Origin of the sequence: Ruegeria atlantica, from assembly GCF_013033965.1 — a bacterium.
GTDB classification, from domain to species: Bacteria; Pseudomonadota; Alphaproteobacteria; order Rhodobacterales; family Rhodobacteraceae; genus Ruegeria; species Ruegeria atlantica_D.
This window is the reverse complement of sequence record NZ_WQFE01000005.1, coordinates 71,388-90,085: the sequence shown is the minus strand read 5'-3', so window position 1 is coordinate 90,085 and position 18,698 is coordinate 71,388. Positions and strand designations below refer to the sequence as shown.

Annotated in this window: 20 protein-coding genes; 6 read left to right on the top strand and 14 right to left on the bottom strand. The window is 58.3% G+C overall.

The genetic code is table 11. From position 1 onward, the window contains the following. Positions 1-18 precede the first annotated feature (18 nt). The 7 genes from GOW16_RS11525 to trpS form a co-directional block, all read right to left on the bottom strand. Positions 19-432 (bottom strand): GNAT family N-acetyltransferase, encoded by a 414-nt coding sequence (locus GOW16_RS11525; protein WP_170414946.1) that lies wholly within the window; start codon positions 430-432, stop codon positions 19-21. Continuing rightward, the gene (tsaB, locus tag GOW16_RS11520) at positions 432-1,016 is read right to left on the bottom strand and encodes a tRNA (adenosine(37)-N6)-threonylcarbamoyltransferase complex dimerization subunit type 1 TsaB (protein ID WP_170414943.1); all 585 of its coding nucleotides are present in this window, start codon (positions 1,014-1,016) and stop codon (positions 432-434) included. The genes GOW16_RS11525 and tsaB overlap by 1 nt, the downstream gene beginning before the upstream one ends. Beyond that, entirely contained in the window at positions 1,006-1,569 is a 564-nt protein-coding gene (locus GOW16_RS11515; protein WP_170414938.1) for a NifU family protein, read from the bottom strand. The genes tsaB and GOW16_RS11515 overlap by 11 nt, the downstream gene beginning before the upstream one ends. A 69-nt stretch (positions 1,570-1,638) precedes the next feature. Next, positions 1,639-2,232 (bottom strand): 2-hydroxychromene-2-carboxylate isomerase, encoded by a 594-nt coding sequence (locus tag GOW16_RS11510; RefSeq protein WP_170414935.1) that lies wholly within the window; start codon positions 2,230-2,232, stop codon positions 1,639-1,641. Between the two features lie 9 nt (positions 2,233-2,241). Next, positions 2,242-2,697 (bottom strand): universal stress protein, encoded by a 456-nt coding sequence (locus GOW16_RS11505; protein ID WP_170414931.1) that lies wholly within the window; start codon positions 2,695-2,697, stop codon positions 2,242-2,244. A 65-nt stretch (positions 2,698-2,762) separates the two neighbouring features. Further along, entirely contained in the window at positions 2,763-3,626 is an 864-nt protein-coding gene (locus tag GOW16_RS11500) for a branched-chain amino acid aminotransferase (protein WP_170414928.1), read from the bottom strand. Positions 3,627-3,685: 59 nt separating this feature from the next. Continuing rightward, positions 3,686-4,714 carry a tryptophan--tRNA ligase gene (gene trpS, locus GOW16_RS11495; RefSeq protein WP_170414925.1) on the bottom strand — a complete coding sequence of 343 codons (1,029 nt, stop codon included), beginning with the start codon at positions 4,712-4,714 and terminating at the stop codon, positions 3,686-3,688. 86 nt (positions 4,715-4,800) lie between these two features. Between trpS and GOW16_RS11490 the strand changes: the two genes are divergently transcribed. Further along, complete coding sequence (locus GOW16_RS11490) at positions 4,801-5,487, top strand: rhomboid family intramembrane serine protease (protein WP_170414922.1); 687 nt, start codon at positions 4,801-4,803, stop codon at positions 5,485-5,487. Here the strand turns inward: GOW16_RS11490 and murJ are convergent, their stop codons facing one another. Genes murJ through GOW16_RS11475 form a run of 3 tightly spaced genes read right to left on the bottom strand, consistent with a single transcriptional unit; the run spans position 5,488 to position 10,977 of the window. Then, positions 5,488-7,029: a murein biosynthesis integral membrane protein MurJ gene (gene murJ, locus GOW16_RS11485; protein WP_170414919.1), complete on the bottom strand. Its 1,542-nt coding sequence runs from the start codon at positions 7,027-7,029 to the stop codon at positions 5,488-5,490. Beyond that, entirely contained in the window at positions 7,026-9,845 is a 2,820-nt protein-coding gene (locus GOW16_RS11480; RefSeq protein ID WP_170414916.1) for a [protein-PII] uridylyltransferase, read from the bottom strand. The genes murJ and GOW16_RS11480 overlap by 4 nt, the downstream gene beginning before the upstream one ends. Then, positions 9,805-10,977 (bottom strand): penicillin-binding protein activator, encoded by a 1,173-nt coding sequence (locus GOW16_RS11475; protein WP_170414913.1) that lies wholly within the window; start codon positions 10,975-10,977, stop codon positions 9,805-9,807. The genes GOW16_RS11480 and GOW16_RS11475 overlap by 41 nt, the downstream gene beginning before the upstream one ends. Positions 10,978-11,065: 88 nt before the next feature. Between GOW16_RS11475 and rsmI the strand changes: the two genes are divergently transcribed. The 3 genes from rsmI (at position 11,066) to gshB (ending at position 13,290) form a co-directional block, all read left to right on the top strand. Beyond that, entirely contained in the window at positions 11,066-11,923 is an 858-nt protein-coding gene (rsmI, locus tag GOW16_RS11470; protein WP_170414910.1) for a 16S rRNA (cytidine(1402)-2'-O)-methyltransferase, read from the top strand. Between the two features lies 1 nt (position 11,924). Further along, entirely contained in the window at positions 11,925-12,296 is a 372-nt protein-coding gene (locus GOW16_RS11465) for a YraN family protein (protein ID WP_170414907.1), read from the top strand. A gap of 61 nt (positions 12,297-12,357) precedes the next feature. Next, a complete protein-coding gene (gene gshB, locus GOW16_RS11460; RefSeq protein WP_170414904.1) occupies positions 12,358-13,290 on the top strand; it encodes a glutathione synthase in 933 nt (310 codons plus the stop codon). Here gshB and GOW16_RS11455 read toward each other — a convergent pair. From GOW16_RS11455 to cobU, 4 genes are read right to left on the bottom strand one after another with little or no spacing between them, the layout of a single operon-like run. Beyond that, positions 13,287-14,801, bottom strand: a complete 1,515-nt coding sequence (locus tag GOW16_RS11455; protein ID WP_170414901.1) for a YifB family Mg chelatase-like AAA ATPase — start codon at positions 14,799-14,801, stop codon at positions 13,287-13,289. The genes gshB and GOW16_RS11455 overlap by 4 nt on opposite strands. A gap of 45 nt (positions 14,802-14,846) precedes the next feature. Further along, entirely contained in the window at positions 14,847-15,728 is an 882-nt protein-coding gene (locus tag GOW16_RS11450) for a glutathione S-transferase (RefSeq protein WP_170414898.1), read from the bottom strand. Between the two features lie 58 nt (positions 15,729-15,786). Continuing rightward, positions 15,787-16,365 (bottom strand): histidine phosphatase family protein, encoded by a 579-nt coding sequence (locus GOW16_RS11445; RefSeq protein ID WP_170414892.1) that lies wholly within the window; start codon positions 16,363-16,365, stop codon positions 15,787-15,789. Continuing rightward, a complete protein-coding gene (gene cobU, locus GOW16_RS11440; protein ID WP_254429748.1) occupies positions 16,362-16,889 on the bottom strand; it encodes a bifunctional adenosylcobinamide kinase/adenosylcobinamide-phosphate guanylyltransferase in 528 nt (175 codons plus the stop codon). Before cobU ends, GOW16_RS11445 begins: the two co-directional genes overlap by 4 nt. A 94-nt stretch (positions 16,890-16,983) precedes the next feature. Between cobU and GOW16_RS11435 the strand changes: the two genes are divergently transcribed. Further along, positions 16,984-17,862, top strand: coding sequence for an RNA polymerase factor sigma-32 (locus GOW16_RS11435; RefSeq protein ID WP_170414884.1), 879 nt, complete (start codon positions 16,984-16,986; stop codon positions 17,860-17,862). Continuing rightward, positions 17,859-18,674 carry a ChaN family lipoprotein gene (locus tag GOW16_RS11430; RefSeq protein WP_170414882.1) on the top strand — a complete coding sequence of 272 codons (816 nt, stop codon included), beginning with the start codon at positions 17,859-17,861 and terminating at the stop codon, positions 18,672-18,674. Before GOW16_RS11435 ends, GOW16_RS11430 begins: the two co-directional genes overlap by 4 nt. Positions 18,675-18,698 lie beyond the last annotated feature (24 nt).

The following is an 18,698-nucleotide window of genomic DNA, read 5'->3' as shown; positions in this document are numbered from 1 at the left end:
AAAATACACCGCGGACGTTCAATCCAACAAGATTTCCATCACGATTGCGTCGATTTTCTGATTGTTTTCGCGAAGGTAATAGCCCTTGCGCAAACCACAGGTGCGATATCCGCTTTGATCATACAGTGCGATGGCGGACAAGTTGTCTGCAGCGACATCCAGAAAGGCGCGCGTTGCTCCCAACGATATTGCGTTCGCATGCCATTCCAGCATTCGTGCTCGGGCCAGGCCCTGCCGCTGAACGTCTGGATGTGTGGCGATGGTTAGCAGTTCAGCCTCATCGCCGATCACCTGAAACAGCGCGAAAGATTCAGCGTTTCCAACAGCATGGATGAATCGGTTGTTCAGAAGATCTTCGAATTCAACCGCGGCCCATGATCGTGACTGGGTAAATGCAGCTGCGTGTGTCTTGGCAAGATCCTCGGGTGTCATCAGTCCAGCAAAACCGGAGGTGTGTCTTTGGAAGGTGCTGCATCCGCAGGCCGAACATAGAGTGGGGCTGGCTGTGTGGTATTGGTCTGCCACCCTTGTCCGGCAATCCGCGCAATTGCGCGGATCTGTGCGTCCGGGTCGTCATTCAGGATCAGGGGGCCAAGTGATTCTGCCTCAGTTAGCGGCATAAGCGCTGGTTCCCGGTCCGGCAACGCCACGTAAACCTGATCACGCGGGGCGCGGATCGCGGGCAGGGCGTCCGAGGACAATTCGGCCAAAGCGTCGAACCCCGTTACGCCTATGGCTGGAACGCCAAGTCCCAAGGCCAAGCCTCGCGCCGCAGAAACAGAGATTCGGATACCCGTAAAGTTCCCGGGTCCGACGCCAACTCCGATTGCAGACAGGTCTTTCCACTCGTAACCTGTATCGGCCAGAACTTCTTCCAGCAGCGGCATCAAGCGTTCGGCCTGACCGCGCGACATGGTTTCGACGCGTGACGTGACAATCTGGTCACCGCACAGCAAAGCGGCCGCGCAATGCGCGGCCGATGTGTCAAATGCCAGAATGATGGGGTCAGACGGCAACAGGGCGAACCTCGGTCACTTCTGGGATGTAGTGGCGCAGCAGGTTTTCGATACCCATTTTCAGCGTCAGGGTCGAAGACGGGCAGCCCGCACAGGCCCCTTGCATGTGCAGGTAAACAACGCCGCGATCAAAGCCGTGGAATGTGATATCGCCACCGTCCTGAGCAACTGCAGGGCGGACGCGGCTATCCAGCAAATCTTTGATTTGGTTTACGACTTCGGCATCTTCGCCGGTGTGCTCTGCATGACCTGACGCTGGCGTTGCGTCAGCGCCGATGACGGGCTGACCGGATTGGTAATGCTCCATTACCGCACCCAGAATCGCGGGTTTGATGTGATCCCACTGGACGTCGTCAGATTTGGTGACGGTCACGAAGTCATTGCCGAGAAACACGCCGGTCACGCCACTCACCGCGAAAATCCGTTTTGCCAAAGGTGATTTTTCACCGGCTTCAGCCGATGGGAAATCCGCAGTTCCCGCTTCCAGCACCGTCTGGCCGGGCAGAAACTTAAGGGTTGCGGGGTTCGGCGTGGATTCGGTCTGGATGAACATGTCACGGCTCCGTTTCAGTTGTTTCTGATATGCGGGTCCGGGCCGGATAAGTCAAGATTTGGAACGATTCTAAATTTTGGCCGCCAACTGGATCGCATCATCCAACCGGTCGTCACCCCAAAACAGCTCATCGCCGACAAGAAAGCTCGGCGCACCGAAAAGCCCATTGGCCTGAGCGGTCTTGGTCTGCTCGATCAGAGCAGTTTTGATTTCGGGGTCTTGGATTCTGTCCATCAGACTTTCGGACAATCCCGCCACTTTCAGGCAATCGATCAGGACGGCATCGTCCGACACATTCTGACCATGTGCGAATTCAGCCGTATAGACTGCGCGCGCAAAGCGGCCCTTTTGGTCCTGATCCTCGATAGCCGATGTCAAACGTGCAGCTTTAAGCCCGTTTTGCGGAAATAGTTCGGGCCGGAGAAAGGGCAGGCCGCGCTGTGCCGTCAACCGCTCCATGTCGCGCCACATATAGCGTCCCTTGGCCGGATAGATGTTAAACGGGGAATTGTCCCACCCCTGCGCGGCGAAAATGGGGCCCAGAAGAAAGGGATGCCACTCCACGGCGATGTTGTGCTGTGCCGCAGCCCGTTCGATTCGCATGGCGCTTAGATAAGAATAGGTCGATGCGAATTCGAACCAGAACTGGATGCGGCGCTGCATGGGATAGCCTCAGGTGATGGCTTCCAGCTTTTCCTTGCTCAGGTCGCCGGGCACGATTGTGATCGGAATCGGCAGGCTGCCCGAGTTTTTGGTCAGCTGCGTCACCAGTGGACCAGGTCCCTTCTTTTCGATGCCGGCACCCAAAACCAGAACACCGATTTCGGAATCAGACTGAACGTGTTCGATGATCTGCGGGACAGGCTCGCCTTCGCGAATTGACAATTCGGGGTCGATCCCCTGCTTATCGCGCATCCATTTGGCGAAAACTTCGTAATGCGCATGTATACGTTCGCGTGCCTCTTCGCGCATGGTCTCGGCGACACCGATCCAGTGATTGAACTCATCCGGCGGGATCACGGACAGGATCGTCACCCCCCCACCGGTATGGGCTGCACGCATTGCCGCGAAACGCATCGCGTTCAGGCATTCGCGGCTGTCATCCAGAATGACTAGAAACTTACGCATTAGGGTCCTCATGTATTTCGGTGGATCATGCCCGACCAGATGCGGGCTGGCAACACGGCGCGTGCCTACCGGGTGCTTGCCGCCCAGTCCCAGTAAAGCTCGCGCGCACGGCGGGCAATCGGTCCGACCTGATATTGTGTGTCTTCCAACGCTGTGACCGGCGTTATCTTGTTCATGTTGCCGGTCATAAATACTTCGTCAGCCTCGTGAAAATCTTCAAAGCTAAGGACCGATTCGTGGACCGTCACGCCGTCGGCCCTTAGGTTCCTGATGTGTCGCGCCCGGGTGATTCCCGCCAGGAACGTCCCGTTCGGAGTTGGGGTGAAAACCTCTCCGTCGCGGACCATGAAGATGTTTGCAGTGGCGGTTTCTGCCACATGACCCAGGGCGTCTGCAACCAGCGCGTTCGAGAACCCCTTGGAGCGGGCTTCCTGCAGCATGCGCGCATTATTGGGGTACAGGCACCCGGCCTTGGCATTCACGACGGCTGATTCCAGCACCGGACGGCGGAACCGCGTGGTGGATAGGGTGACCGAGGATGTTTCCGCCGCCATCGGTATTTCTTCCAGACAAATGGCAAAGCCCGTGCTGTTCTGCTGAGGCACGATGGCCGTGGCGTCGCCGTCGATCCCCCAATACATCGGTCGAATGTAGACGGCAGAGCCTTTAGCGTAGCTTTCCAGCCCTTCCCGGACGATCTCGATCATCTGTTCCGTTGAGACGCTGGGTGTCAGCATCAGCGCCTCAGCCGAGCGGTTCACCCGCTGGCAATGGGCCTCCAGATCTGGGGCCAAACCGTCAAAGAAACGCGCGCCGTCAAAGACCGAAGATCCTAGCCACGCGCCATGATCAGCAGCTCGCATGATCGGGGCGTCCCCGTTGTGCCACTGACCATCGAAATAGGTGCGGATGTTTTTACCAACTGCCATAACGCCCTCCTTTGCCCTTGGGGCAACCTAGGAAGGCGTCACAGGAAGGTCCAGCGCAATCAGCCTTGTTTGGCGCCAACCATGCCCACGATTTCGTAGGTCTGTTGCAGGATCGGGGCAGCAATAGTGCGTGCCTTTTCTGCGCCTTTGGCGAGAATCCGGTCAATCTCGGCCTCTTCACCCATCAGGCGCGCCATTTCGGTCGAGATCGGCGCCAGCTTGGATACCGCCAGTTCAGCCAGCATCGGTTTGAATTCACCGAACTGCTTGCCTCCAACTTCGGTCAGCACCTGCTCTGCCGTCAGATCGCTGAGCGCAGCATAGATGTTGACCAGATTGCGCGCCTCGGGGCGTTCGGACAGGCCATTGGTTTCCGAAGGCAGCGCGTCCGGATCCGTTTTGGCTTTGCGGATCTTCTTGGCGATAGCGTCGGCATCGTCGGTCATGTTGATCCGGGTCATGTCGGACGGGTCAGAGGATGACATTTTCCGCGAGCCATCGCGCAGGTTCATCACACGCGGTGCAGGCCCGCCGATGACGGGTTCGGTCACGGGGAAGAAATCCACGCCATAGTCATGGTTGAACTTGATCGCGATGTCGCGGGTCAGTTCAAGATGCTGTTTCTGGTCCTCACCCACTGGCACATGCGTTGCGTGATACGTGAGAATATCCGCCGCCATCAGCGCCGGATAGGCAAACAGACCCAGCGAGGCGTTTTGCGCGTTCTTACCAGCCTTGTCCTTGAACTGCGTCATCCGCTGCATCCAGCCCATGCGGGCAATACAGTTGAAGATCCAGGCCAGTTGCGTGTGCTCGGCCACCTGGCTTTGGTTGAACAGGATGGATTGTTCCGGGTCCAGACCGGCGGCGATGAAACCGGCGCAAACCTCGCGGGTTTTCTCGCGCAGACGGGCCGGGTCTTGCCAGACAGTGATCGCGTGCAGGTCGACCATGCAATAGATGGTCTCGTAATCTTCGCCCTGCATATCCACAAAACGCTTGAGCGCACCAAGGTAATTACCAAGGTGCAGGTTTCCCGAAGGCTGGATGCCGGAAAACACGCGTGGCGTGAATTGGGTTTCGGTCATCGAAGGGAACTCCCGTCTGGAAAAATCAGCCCCCGTCGCTTACCCATGAGGTCAAGGGACGTCAACAGCCGCGAAAGGCAAGCCCAATGAGCAGTGAGCATTATACACCCGCCGTGAACCCTTTGCCGCCCGTGGTGGTGGCGTTGGTCTTGTTCATCATGGGGATCGAATTGGCGTTTACGCTGGGCTCACGCGGCCTTGTCGGAGGGCCCGCCGCCGTGGGTTGGCGGTTGGATGCCCTGCAGAGCTATTCTTTTTCCCCGGGCATCTTCCATTGGATGATCGAGAACGGCCGCTGGCCGTTCGAACATGTAATCCGATTTGTGACCTACCCGTTCGTGTCGGGCAGTTTTACGCAGGCGGTGTTTGTCAGCGTCTTTGTGCTGGCCATGGGCAAAATGGTGGCCGAGGTGTTTGGCGGCTTTCAGATGCTGGTCATTTTTGTTCTGTCCGGTGTAGGCGGCGCGTTGGCCTATGCGCTGCTTCTGAACCCCAATTTCCCGCTGGTCGGAGGGTTCCCCCCGGTCTACGGCCTGATTGGCGCGTTTACATGGTTGCTGTGGCGTAAGCTTTCTCTGGTCGGCGAGAACCAGTCCCGTGCCTTCAGCCTGATCGCAGTTCTGATGGGTATCCAACTGGTGTTCGGACTATTGTTCGGAGGCACATCCGATTGGGTTGCCGATCTTGGCGGTTTTGCCATCGGGTTTGGCTTGTCGTTTCTTCTGGCTCCCGGCGGGTGGGCGCGGATCGTCGGGCGCATTCGCCGCGACTGATCAGGATCGGCGCAGTGCTTTTCGGAACTCCGAAACCTGGAAAGCTCTGAAGAGGTGGCCCAGCATGAAATAGGATGCAGCGGCCAGGATGATCAGGGCAATCAGTGCAAAATAGCGCCATCCGGGCAGTTGGAGGGTCCAGCCAAAGAAGTAAATGGTTCCATAGAGAACGACGCCCATGCCGGCCGAGGCAGCTACGATACGCCAGGACCGACGTTTGAGCCGATCATCAAATCGGGCCTCATCGCCGAAACGTCGTGCTCCGATTGCCAACAGGGCAACCATGGCCCAGCCCGCCGCCGAAGCCGCAATCGCTGGGGCGATCCATCCGACCAATGGGAAAAGGCCAAAGGCCAGCACGGCATTCACGATCATTGCAACCAAAGCGTAGCGAAAAGGGGATCGCGTGTCTTCGCGCGCAAAGAACAGCGGCTGCAGTAGTTTCTGCAGCATGAAGGCGGGTAAGCCGACTCCATAAACGGCGACTGCCAAAGCCGTGGCTGCCGTATCCCCGGCGGTGAACTGGCCCCGCTCGAACAGGACCGAAACCAGCGGAATCGGAATGACCAGAAAGGCAACGGTAGAAGGGAGCGTCAGCAGCAGCGTGAACTCTCCGGCACGGGAAAAGGCGTTGCGGGCACCGTCCTTGTCACCTGCCCGCAGTCGGCGCGACAGATCGGGCAGCAGCACTATCCCCACGGCGATGCCGACCACGCCTAAAGGCAGTTGATACAACCGGTCCGCCGTATAGAGCCAACTCGATGCTTTCACGGTTTGCGAAGCAACCAGTTGCCCAACAACGAGGTTGACCTGGGTCACACCCATGGCCAGCGCAGCAGGGATAGCAATGCGCACCATATGACCCATTTCTGGGTTGAGTTTGGGCCTGCCCGGTCGAATTCGGATCCCTGCCCGTTCGGTCGCGACCCAAACCAGCGTCAATTGGGCGACACCAGCCGCAGGGATTACGGCAATCAGCCAGTGAATAGCCTCACCACCGAAGTGCGCTCCTAAAATGAGTGCAGCACATGCGAAAACATTCAACAGAACCGGGGCTGCGGCGGCTGCAGCGAAACGCCCGGTGGCATTCAGTACGCCAGAGAACAGCGCGGCCAGCGACATGAATAGGATATATGGGAACACAACATACCCGTAGCCCACGGCCAGATCGAAGCGCTCATCGCCGTAAGCGCCTTCAGCGGTGAGCCAGATCAGAGCGGGCATGAATACCATGCCCAGCCCGACAAGTGCCAAAACGGCCGCAGCCAACAAGTTGAATGCGTCTTGCGCAAATCCCTGGGCGTTTTCACCACCTTCCAGCCGCTTTGAAAACATCGGCACAAAGGCGGCGTTGAATGCCCCTTCGGCAAAGAAGCGGCGGAACATGTTGGGCAGGCGGAATGCAAAAATAAACGCGTCCATTACAGGCCCCGGCCCGATATAGGCGTTCAGCAGGATTTCCCGCAGGAAACCCAAAATCCGGCTGGCCAGCGTCCAGAATCCGACCGTGAACAGGCCTGAAATCAATCGGATCTGCTTCATGATATCGCGCGCTCCGCACCCTCAGCAATGGCTTTGCGCAGCTTGGTCTCTAAACCGCGCTGCTTGCTTTCGGAATGGTACTTCAGGCCGAACATGTCTTTGACGTAGAAGGTGTCGACAACCTGCTCGCCATAGGTCGCGATTACTGCGTTGGCGATATAGACGTTGGCGGCGGCCAGCGTTCTGGTCAGGTCGTACAGCAGGCCCGGACGGTCACGGGTGTCGACCTCGATAATCGTGTAGATCTCTGACCCGTCATTGTCGAAGATGATATGTGTCGGCACCTTGAAAGCGCGCTCGCGTTTCTTGATCTTGTCGCGCGATTTCAGGGCGTCGCGCGCAACGACTTCACCTTTAAGCGTTTTGTGGATCATCTGTGTCAGCCGCGGCAACCGGCTGGCTTCGAAGGGATGGCCCTCGGCATCCTGAATCCAAAATGCGTCGGTGACGTATCCATCCTTGGTGGTATAGCTGCGGGCGTCAACCACGTTGGCTCCGACCAGTGCCAGCGCCCCAGCAATGCGGGCGAAAATCCCCGGATGGTCTGCCATGGCAAAACAAGCGCGCGTGGCGTCGCGGTCTTCGTCCGGATGCAGGCGGATTTCCATCGCACCGGGATCGCCACTGTGTTCCAATGCGCGCAACATCTCGGCAAACTCCACGTGCGTAGACAGATTCAGACCCTGCCAGTAAGGCGCATAATGCCGTCCGGTTTCGGCCTTTAGGTCAGCTTTCGACCAGTCGCCAAGCGCCGAGCGCAGCGCCTTTTTGGCTTCCGCGCCACGGTTGGCCCGGTTCAGGTCCTCCATGCCGGTTTCCAGCGCCCGCTTGGTTTCGGCGTGTAGGGCACGCAGCAAAGTGGCTTTCCAGTTGTTCCACGTGTTCGGGCCAACACCGCGGATGTCACAGACTGTCAGAACCGTCAGCAGGTCCAGCCGTTTGACCGTCTTCACCGCTTTGCCAAAATCGCGCACCGTGCGCGGGTCCGAGATATCGCGTTTCTGCGCCATGTCCGACATCAGCAGGTGATACCGTACCAGCCATTCCACTGTTTCCGAGTCGGATTTGTTCAGGCCCAGACGCGGCGCCACCTTGCGTGCGATCTGAGCGCCCAGAATGGAGTGATCCTCGGGCCGCCCCTTGGCGATATCGTGTAGCAACAATGCGACGTATAGAACCTTGCGATTGACCCCCCGTTTTAGAATCGAAGAGGCTAGCGGCAGCGATTCGACCAGTTCACCACGTTCGATCTGAGCCAGATTGACGATGGTCTGGATTGTATGTTCGTCGACTGTGTAGCTGTGATACATGTTGAACTGCATCATCGCCACGATGTGCTCGAACTCAGGCAGAAACGCAGACAATACACCCAACTCGTTCATGCGACGCAGGGCGCGTTCCGGATTGCCATGTTTCAGCATCAGGTCCAGAAAAATACGCTGGGCTTCTTTGTCATTACGCATGTCGTCGTCGATGAGTTGCAAATTGGCGGTCACCAGCCGCATTGCGTCCGGATGGATCAGCATGCCCGTGCGCAAACCCTCATCGAACAGACGCAGCAAGTTCAGTTTGTCGGCAAGAAATTTCTTGGGGTCCGCTACGTCCAGGCGGCCGTGAACCACCTTGTATCCTGATTTTACTCGCGGTCTGCGCCGGAAGATTCGTTCCAGCAGCGCTTCGCCTTTTACGTGCGATGCTTCGAGTTTTGTCAAAAAGATCCGGGTCAGCTCACCGACCTTTGTGGCCTCGCGGAAATAGCGCTGCATGAACACTTCGACGGCCCGGCGACCGGCCCTGTCTTCGTATCCCATCCGGTCGGCCACCTCGACTTGCAGGTCGAATGTCAGTTGCTCGGTGGCACGTCCGGTCACCAGATGCAGATGCGAGCGGACCGCCCACAGAAACTCTTCGGCCTGAACAAAGGTGTCGAATTCTTCGGGTTCAAACAGGCCCAGAGGGACCAGCTCGGCCACGTCCTGAACGCCATAGATGTATTTTGCGATCCAGTAGAGCGATTGAAGATCGCGCAACCCGCCCTTGCCCTCTTTCACATTGGGTTCGACCATATAGCGTTCACCCTGTTTGTGGTGACGCTCGTCGCGTTCTTGTAGCTTGGCCTCGATGAACTGGCGTTCGCTGCCTTTGAACAATTCGGATTTCAGGCGGTTATCCAACTCATCGGCGAGGGCTTCGTCCCCAGCCAGATAGCGCTGTTCCAACATGGCAGTTCGGATGGTGAAATCCTCGGCGCCCAGACGCAGGCAATCCTTGATCGTACGGGAAGAATGGCCAACTTTCAGGCGCAGGTCCCAAAGGACGTAGAGCATGGATTCGATGACGCTCTCGGCCCAGGCGGTGATTTTGTAAGGCGTCAGAAACAGCAGATCCACGTCCGAGGCCGGGGCCATTTCGCCGCGCCCATACCCGCCAACGGCCAGAACGGCGATCCTTTCGCCCTGCGTTGGCGTTGCCAGAGGATGCAAATACACGCTGGCCACCTGCATGGCAGTGCAGACCAGCCCGTCTGTCAGATAGGTGTAAGACCGGGTCAGCGGCCTTGCGTCAAATGGGCGTTTGGCGAAAGCATCCGCAATCGCCCTGCGCCCGGCCTTCTGGGCGTCACGCAAAACACGCACGGTTTCATTGCGCCGCGCGGCATTGTCCTGAATGTCATCAAAGGCTCCCGACAGCTTTGCCATGACGGCGGAACTGTCAAAAATTTCATCGGCCGGGCAGATCAGCTCACCCTTTGGAGTGAGCGTCAGCACAGGCTGATCAGAAACCGGCGCCGGAGAAGCTTTGAGGGGCGGAGTCAATCACTACTACCTGTTTGTTCTGGATCGTGGCAACGGCCAGACCGCGTTCGTTCGTGCCGTCGGACCGCAGGCGGAAGATGCCGCCGACGCCCTGGAACCCAGCGTTCTGAGTCAAGGCCGAGGTGGTCAGCGCATCGGATTTGCCCTGACTGACCAGCGCGGCAATCGCTGCAATGCCGTCATAGGCCAGCCCGCTGATCGGGTGCGGAGCCTCGCCATAGGTGTTGTTGTACCGCTGACGATATGCTTGTGCCTTTGCTGGATCAGGCAGGGCGAACCAGCCCCCCTGTACGCCGGGCAATTCCAGCGTCTGAGCTGGGATGTCCCAGCGCGTCAGGCCAACGAACTGGGTGCTGGCCGGTGACACTCCGGCTTCGGGCAACAATTGCGAATACAACGGCAACGCGCCAGCCGTCGTCGCCGTCAGAAACACCGAATCCGCCCCGGCAGCATCCACGGTCGCCTTGATCGTTGGAACCGAGTTGATGACGCCTTGCTGAGACCGGTCATAGCCAACCGTACCGGCGTTCGCTACGCGGCTGCTGGCAAGTGCAGTTGCGATAGCCGACTGTCCCAGCTGCCCGGCCGCGTCGTTGCTGTGGACAATGACCATGCTGTTCTTACCCTGCGATCCGGCAAAGTTGACCAACCGGTTTGCCGTGTTCTGAAAGGTCGGCCCCAGAACAAAGACATTTCCACCTGCGATGCTGGTATTGTTCGAGAAGGACAGCACATTGACCTTGTTATTCAGTACGGCCAGCCCTGCAGAATTTGCCGCCTGTGCATAAACCGGGCCAATAATGATCTTGGCTCCATCCGCGACCGCCTGTTGCGCTACCGTCGCTGCGGTGTTCGAGCTACCCCGCGTGTCGTAAACGCGAAGATCAATCTTAACATTCTGCAGATCAGCCATTGCCAGACGAGCTGCGTTTTCAAGGCTCCGCGCCAATTGGGCGTCGCCAGAATTTCCCGATCCCGCCGGAACCAAGAGGGCGACCGGAACGGGTTTGGACGTATTGATCGAGGGGCCTCCGCCCAGGCCGCCAGGCTCACATGCAGCGAGGAAAGCTGCAGTTGCCAGGATCGCGGCGGATTTCGCCAGCTTGCGAACGGGCTTGCAAACGGTAAACATCTAAATGAAAACTCCCTGTCCCGGCGGCTTGGGGTACCACCAATCTGTTAAGCCGCGATAATAAACGTCACGCTGTGAGGGTCCAGCTTTGAATTTCCAAAAAGTAAGATTGGGCGCGGGCCTGTATTTTGTTGCCACTCCGATCGGAACGGCGCGCGATATCACGCTCAGAGCGTTGGACGTGCTGGCCTCGGCTGACGTCATTGCCGCCGAAGACACGCGCAGCTTGCGTCGGCTGATGGAGATTCATGGCGTCCCGCTGGATGGACGCCGAATCCTAGCCTATCACGATCACAGCGGGGTAGGCGCGCGAGGGAAAATCCTTGATGCGTTGCAGGACGGTAAGTCAGTTGCTTATGCATCCGAGGCCGGAATGCCCTTGATTGCTGATCCCGGCTACGATCTGGGCAAGCAGGCGGCAGAGGTTGGTCATTTGGTGACATGTGCGCCGGGACCATCCGCAGCGCTAATGGCGCTGACACTGGCCGGGCTGCCGACGGATGCGTTCTTTTTCGCGGGTTTCCTACCTAACGCGACCGGTGCGCGTCGGACGCGGATTGAAGCACTGCGTGAGATACCGGGAACACTGATCTTCTATGAGTCTCCGAAGCGCGTGGCAGCGTGTTTGGCGGATCTTGCTACTGTGCTGGGCAATGACCGTCAGGCAGCAATGTGTCGGGAACTTACCAAGAAATTTGAGGAGGTTCGTCGTGGGTCGCTGGAAGAACTGGCCGCCGACCTACAGGGGCAGACCGTCAAAGGTGAAGTCGTTCTGCTCGTGGACCGCGGGCATTCGGAAACTGTTAACGAATCCGACATAGAAGAGGCGTTGAAGCGAGCCTTGGAAACCCATTCGGTTCGGGATGCAGCTGATCTGGTGTCTGAGATGTACAAGCTGCCACGCCGCCCGATCTATCAGAAGGCTCTGAAACTGGGAAAGGGATGACATGGCCGCACGATGCGTTCGAAGCTCGGTATCCTATCATGCCGGGCAGGCGGCAGAGCAGCAGGTCGCAGCCGAGTACGAACGGCGTGGCTTTTCCATTGCTCACCGTCGCTGGCGCGGGGCAGGCGGAGAGATCGACCTGATTGCGCGTCATGCGGACGGCGTCATTTTCGTCGAGGTGAAAAAAAGCAGCAGCTTTCACGTCGCGGCAAGCCGGATCAATCGGCGCCAGATGGATAGGATTTGCGCCTCAGCGGCCCAATTCCTCGAGGCGGAACCAAGCGGGCAACTGACTAATGTGCGGTTTGACGCGGCTTTGGTGGATGCCTCGGGCGCAGTTCAAATTATCGAAAACGCCTTTGGTTTGGCCTGATCCCCATTGAACCCCCGACGTTGCTGGGCCATGTATCTGGCGTGAAACTGAGGGACACGCCATGAAAATCGCCTTTCAGATGGACCCGATCGGGGCCGTGGATATCAACGCCGACAGCTCATTCCGTCTGGCCGAAGAGGCGCAGGCGCGCGGGCATACCCTGTTCTTCTACAGCCCGGATCAACTGGCGTATCAGGAAGGGCGGATCACCGCGCGCGGTCAGGACATGAAAGTTCAGCGCGTGGCGGGCAATCCGGCAGAACTTGGACCCGAGCGCGAAGTGGATCTGGCCGATTTCAACGTGATCTGGCTGCGTCAGGACCCGCCGTTCGACATGCACTACATCACATCGACCCACCTGTTGGACCGTCTAAAAGGGCAAGCATTGGTGGTGAACGATCCGTTCTGGGTACGGAATTATCCTGAAAAGCTGCTCGTTCTGGATTTCCCTGACCTGACGCCACCAACAACGATTGCGCGGGACCTCACGACCATCAAGGCGTTCAAGGAAAAGCACGGCGACGTCATCCTGAAACCGCTTTACGGAAATGGTGGTGCTGGCGTGTTCCGGCTGGATGCCAATGACCGCAACCTGACATCACTGCACGAGCTGTTCACCGGGTTCTCCCGCGAGCCGCTGATCGTTCAGAAGTTCCTGCCGGATGTCAGCAATGGCGACAAACGCGTGATTCTGGTCGATGGTGAGGCCGTAGGTGCAATCAACCGTGTTCCGGCTGCGGGTGAAACACGCTCCAACATGCATGTGGGCGGTCGCCCTGAGAAAATTGGCCTGTCCGAGCGCGATCTAGAAATCTGTGCCGCGATTGGTCCGCTGCTGAAAGAAAAAGGCCAGATCTTCGTTGGCATCGACGTGATCGGCGATTACCTGACTGAGATTAACGTGACCTCGCCAACCGGCATTCAAGAGCTGGAGCGGTTCAACGGCGTCAACATCGCAGAAAAGATCTGGCAGGCGATCGAGGCGAAACTCTAAAGTGCCGCCTTGGCGCTAATGCGAAAGCTCAGTGCTTCGGCCACGTGGGGGCGTCGGACATCCGGTGCCCCGTCCAGATCAGCGATCGTGCGCGCGACGCGCAGGATGCGGTGAAAGGCACGGGCCGACAGACCAAATCGTTCGGCCGCCTTCAGCAACAGGTCTTTGCCCTCGGCATCCGGGGCCGCGATTTCGTCCAGCAACTTGCCTTCCACATCCGCGTTCTGGTGCGTGGACGGCATATCGCAAAACCGCTCGGCCTGAATGGCGCGGGCTTCTTCGACGCGTGCGGCAACGGTGACCGAGCTGTCGCCTGAAGGTGGCAGGTCCAGATCGGTGAACCCGACCGGTGGAACCTCGATCCGCAGGTCGAACCGATCCATCAGAGGACCCGAGATTCGGCTCAGATAATCCTCCCCGCATACAGGTGCACGGGAACAGGCGCGTCCAGGATCGGTCAGGTATCCGCATTTGCAAGGATTGGCCGCCGCGACCAGCATGAACCGGCAGGGGTACTTCACATGGGCATTGGCGCGGGCGACCATGACTTCGCCGGTTTCGATGGGTTGCCGAAGGGTTTCCAAAACCGAACGGGGAAACTCGGGAAACTCGTCCATGAACAGAACGCCGTTGTGGGCCAATGAAATCTCGCCCGGTTTGGCACCCCTGCCGCCGCCGACAATAGCGGCCATGGATGCCGTGTGATGCGGTTCGCGAAAGGGGCGGCTGCGACTGATCCCACCTTCGTCCAATAGCCCACACAGGGACTGCACCATTGAGGTCTCCAATGCCTCAGCTGGCGTGAGTGGCGGCAAAATTCCGGGCAGTCTTGCGGCTAACATGGATTTCCCAGACCCGGGCGTACCCGTCATGATCAGGTGATGTCGGCCTGCTGCGGCGATTTCCAACGCGCGCTTGGCGCGCTCTTGCCCCTTCACGTCACGTAGATCCCGCGCGTTTGGCTCAAGGCTGACTTCGCCCGGCAGCGCGGCGGACAAAGGAGACTGGCCTGAAAAATGGCGCACCACGTCGCCAAGTGAACCAGCCCCAATCACTTGCGTTGCGTCAACCCAAGCGGCCTCAGCACTGGAGGCACGGGGGCAGAGCAAGGCCCGATCCTCAGAAGCGGCGGTCATGGCGGCGGGTAGCGCGCCGACCACAGGAACCAGCGATCCGTCCAGTGACAACTCGCCCAGTGAAACCGAACCTTCCGCCGCATCCCGAGGAATGATTTCCAACGCGGACAACAACGCGACCGCAATCGGCAGGTCGAAATGGCTTCCTTCCTTGGGCAAATCGGCAGGCGACAGGTTTATCGTGATCCGCTTCGATGGCAACGCAATCGCCATCGAGCTCAGCGCGCTGCGAACGCGGTCCCGTGCTTCGGACACGGCTTTGTCGGGCAGGCCGACGATGGAAAAGGCGGGCAGGCCCGGCGAGACTGCGCATTGCACCTCAACCGGGCGGGCATCGATCCCTTGAAAAGCGACTGTGTGGGCACGGGCAACCATGAACGACCTTTTTGGTTAACAGGTCGTTGCTGCCACGTTCACGGTTTAAGAATCGTTAACAGAGCTGACCATGGCCGTGAATTTTGGCCAGGCATCTGGATCGGCGGCGGTTTTGTCGCGGCAGAACCGATTGCAGAACCCCCAGCGTTGGCCATCCAGTTCAAGGACGGCGGTGACCGGCTTTCCTGAATAAGGGCAGGTGTCGTTGATTGTCGGGCCGTTTTGGACGATTTTTGCGGTGGTTACACTGATCGGCCAAGGGTTCGTAGGCAGGTTCTGTGGATATGGGAATGGACCATATCGAATGGTCAAACCCATCGCGCGCCATTGGCGGACCGAAAGATCTGACAGCAACTCCAGGCAATAATCCCGGCTGACGTCGGACACAGGCAAGCCATAGCCAATAATCCGCGCCGCGACGGGCGTATAGAATACGTCGGCCAAAGAATAGCTACCGAACAAAGGGCCGGAATCCGCTCCAGACACATCACGAGCATGGTCCCACAAGGTTTCGATTCTTGCCAGATCAGCGCGGGTCTCTGCCGATGGAATGAACCCTTGCCAACAGTGTTTAAGCTGCATCGGGCACTGACCGCGCAACGCACCAAACCCGGCCACCATTTCCGTGCAAAGCCATCGCGCGGTGGCGCGTGCGGCAGGGTCCTCAGGCCAAAGTCCGGCTTCGGGGTGCAGCTCGGCCAGTGTTTCCGCCATCGCCAGGCTTTCACCCACAATCGTGCCATCCGACAATCGCAAGGCTGGCACAAGGCGGGCCGGGGCAAGGGGTTTCATATCCTCGGCCATGGTGCCGGAATAGAGGCCGATCATGTGAGATCGAAAAGGCAGGCCGAACTTCTCCAGCATCAGCCACCCGCGCATGGACCAACTGGAAAACAGCCGGTCTCCGATAAACAAATCATAAGTCATGAGAATATGATTGCGTGCTGCGGTCGTTCAGTAAATCAGTGATTTGTGCGCGGTTGCATCACGGGAGGTGATTGATCCGCCCTACAGACCAGCGATCTTGGTGACGGGTAACTTCGGTGACAGACAGATTGTCGATGCGGTGGCTGAAGGCCTCTTGCGCGTCGACGTCCAGCGCCCTTTGAACCTGAGTCAGGATCACGCCAAAATGCGCCACGATCACGAGATCGCACCCTGTGTATTGCGTGATCAACTGATCAACGGTTGCGTCGACACGTTCACGAACTTCGTTCCAGCTTTCCCCTTTTGGCGGGCGCACGTCGCCGGGGTTGTCCCAATACGCAAAGGCAAGCTCAGGGTCCTCTGCTTCAATCTCTTTGAAGGCGCGCAGTTCCCATGTGCCGAAATTGATTTCACGCAGCGCGGGCTGATGCCGCAGCCGCCGCCGCGACCCTTGAATGGCCGATGCAGTATCGGCGGCGCGGCTCAGGTCAGAAGACACGACAATTGCGTTCGCAGGCAGGTGATCATGCAATCGGGCAACGGCCGCCCGATCACTTAGATCAGCAGGCAGGTCAGACCAACCAACCATCGTTTTGGCGTGGGTCGGGCCGTGACGCACAAGATGCAAACGTGTCAATCCAGTTGTCCCTTTAATACCAACGGCAAGCCAGCCGTGACTTTTACCACCAGATCCGCCTCGGCGGCCAAAGCGATGTTCAACCTCCCCTGTGCCTCGCGAAAGCGGCGGGACAGCGCATTTTCCGGGACGATCCCGTGCCCAACCTCGTTCGAGACGATGACGACCTGCGCAGGACACAAACGCAGCGATTGCAGCAGCGCACTTTGTGCCTGTTCCAGATCGTTTTCCGCCAGCAGGTGATTGGTTAGCCACATAGTGGCGCAGTCGATCAGGCAGGCAGAGTTCGGAGCCAGATCCGCCAGCGTCGGGCCTAGGTCGAAAGGGGCCTCAATCGTCTCCCAACCCGGTCCCCGTTGGGAAATGTGACGCTGAACCTTATCCCGCATCTCATCATCAAACACTTGTGATGTAGCAAGGTAAACTTTCTTTTTTCCTGAGGAAACAATAAGTTCCTCGGCAAAAGCCGACTTGCCCGAGGCTGCGCCGCCCAACACAAAGGTTAAATCCGGACTCACTATCATTACCTTCCATGTGATCCACCCGGTTTTGTTTTGCGTATCGATCATAGGTCGGCAAAGCAACCCCGGCCCGCGCCTGTGAAAAGGGGAGGTTTCAATGGCACTGGACAATGCGAACGACTTCTCGATGTCCCGGAGGGCAATGAAAGCCGAACTTCTGGACGCGGAAACCGAGCTTAAACTGGCATATGCGTGGCGGGATAACCGCGATGAGCAAGCCCTTCATCGGTTGATTACGGCCTATATGCGGTTAGCTATTTCGATGGCGGCCAAGTTCAAACGTTACGGCGCGCCGATGAATGATCTGATCCAGGAGGCCGGTCTGGGGTTGATGAAAGCTGCCGACAAATTCGACCCGGACCGGGGCGTGCGGTTTTCGACTTATGCAGTCTGGTGGATCAAGGCGAGTATACAGGACTACGTGATGCGCAACTGGTCGATGGTTCGGACCGGATCGACATCATCGCAAAAGTCGCTGTTTTTCAACATGCGTCGTGTCCAAGCCCGGCTGGAGCGGGAGGCTGCGACCGAAGGAATGGAACTGGACCGACATCAGCTGCATCAGATGATCGCCGCGGAAATCGGCGTGCCGTTGCGGGATGTGGAGATGATGGAGGGCCGCTTGTCGGGCTCCGACTTCTCTTTGAATGCTATTCAATCGGCGGATGAAGACGGTCGGGAGTGGATTGACGCGCTTGAAGATGAGCGAGAGCAAGCTGCCGAAGCCGTCGAAAACAGCCACGATACCGAGCAATTGCGCGAATGGCTTTTGACGGCCATGCAGGCACTGAACGATCGCGAAAGGTTCATTGTACGGGAACGCAAATTGCGCGAGCCCTCTCGAACACTGGAAAGCCTTGGACAGGAACTTGGCCTGTCAAAGGAACGCGTGCGTCAGCTTGAGGCCGCCGCCTTTGTAAAAATGCGCAAGAACCTTGAAGCTCAATCGCGTGAGGTGCAACACTTCATCGCATGAAACATCTTGCGATTCTGCTTTGTGCACTGATGGTTATGCCCTCGACGGGCCATGCCGATGAATTGATCCCCGAAGACGTCTTGTCCGCAATGACGACAGCAGATGTCGTGATCTTAGGTGAAATTCACGATAACCCCCAGCACCATATCGTGCAGGCCGAAGCATTGAGGGCAATTGACCCTTCAGCCGTGGTCTGGGAAATGGTGACGGAAGAGGGTGCCCAGCGGCTGGCGGATAAGGCCGTTTCCGATCCGGAAGAGCTTGCCAGAATTTTGAAATGGCTGGAATCCGGATGGCCTCCGCTCAGTATGTATTACCCGGTTTTTCAGGCTTCAGACGCGCCGGTCTACGGTGCCATGGTTCCGCGAGCGGCAGCACGTGCAGCCATGGAACGTGGCGCCGCCACGGCGCTGGGTGCTGATGCCGCACGCTATGGGCTGACAGTGCCACTGCCGAAGGATGAGCAGGCCGCGCGTGAGGCTGATCAACTCTCCGCCCACTGCAATGCGATACCAGAGTCGGCGCTACCGCAACTGGTCGCTATCCAAAGGTTGCGTGACGCGGTTCTGACAAGGGCTATCCTGCGCGCGGCGGATGATACCGGCGGACCCGTAGCGGTGATCACTGGCAACGGGCATGCTCGCAAGGACAGGGGGATTCCAACCTTTCTGTCCCGTCTGCGCCCCGGATTGAAAGTTTTTGTGCTGGGCCAGTCCGAGGATGGCGCAATAGACGGTGAGTTCGATGGAGTGATCGACAGCCCCGGCATCGAGCGTGAAGACCCCTGTTTGGCATTCCAGACACGGAATTAACTGCTGGAACTGTCTGTTGGCCTT

Bases quoted from the DNA above. Each gene is read 5' to 3' on its own strand.
- GOW16_RS11450 (WP_170414898.1), bottom strand. From the start codon at position 15,728: ATGACTTATGATTTGTTTATCGGAGACCGGCTGTTTTCCAGTTGGTCC.
- trpS (WP_170414925.1), bottom strand. From the start codon at position 4,714: ATGACCGAAACCCAATTCACGCCACGCGTGTTTTCCGGCATCCAGCCT.
- GOW16_RS11510 (WP_170414935.1), bottom strand. From the start codon at position 2,232: ATGCAGCGCCGCATCCAGTTCTGGTTCGAATTCGCATCGACCTATTCT.
- GOW16_RS11525 (WP_170414946.1), bottom strand. From the start codon at position 432: ATGACACCCGAGGATCTTGCCAAGACACACGCAGCTGCATTTACCCAG.
- GOW16_RS11465 (WP_170414907.1), top strand. From the start codon at position 11,925: ATGGCCGCACGATGCGTTCGAAGCTCGGTATCCTATCATGCCGGGCAG.
- GOW16_RS11505 (WP_170414931.1), bottom strand. From the start codon at position 2,697: ATGCGTAAGTTTCTAGTCATTCTGGATGACAGCCGCGAATGCCTGAAC.
- GOW16_RS11490 (WP_170414922.1), top strand. From the start codon at position 4,801: ATGAGCAGTGAGCATTATACACCCGCCGTGAACCCTTTGCCGCCCGTG.
- murJ (WP_170414919.1), bottom strand. From the start codon at position 7,029: ATGAAGCAGATCCGATTGATTTCAGGCCTGTTCACGGTCGGATTCTGG.
- GOW16_RS11430 (WP_170414882.1), top strand. From the start codon at position 17,859: ATGAAACATCTTGCGATTCTGCTTTGTGCACTGATGGTTATGCCCTCG.
- GOW16_RS11435 (WP_170414884.1), top strand. From the start codon at position 16,984: ATGGCACTGGACAATGCGAACGACTTCTCGATGTCCCGGAGGGCAATG.
- GOW16_RS11500 (WP_170414928.1), bottom strand. From the start codon at position 3,626: ATGGCAGTTGGTAAAAACATCCGCACCTATTTCGATGGTCAGTGGCAC.
- gshB (WP_170414904.1), top strand. From the start codon at position 12,358: ATGAAAATCGCCTTTCAGATGGACCCGATCGGGGCCGTGGATATCAAC.
- GOW16_RS11475 (WP_170414913.1), bottom strand. From the start codon at position 10,977: ATGTTTACCGTTTGCAAGCCCGTTCGCAAGCTGGCGAAATCCGCCGCG.
- GOW16_RS11455 (WP_170414901.1), bottom strand. From the start codon at position 14,801: ATGGTTGCCCGTGCCCACACAGTCGCTTTTCAAGGGATCGATGCCCGC.
- cobU (WP_254429748.1), bottom strand. From the start codon at position 16,889: ATGATAGTGAGTCCGGATTTAACCTTTGTGTTGGGCGGCGCAGCCTCG.
- GOW16_RS11515 (WP_170414938.1), bottom strand. From the start codon at position 1,569: ATGTTCATCCAGACCGAATCCACGCCGAACCCCGCAACCCTTAAGTTT.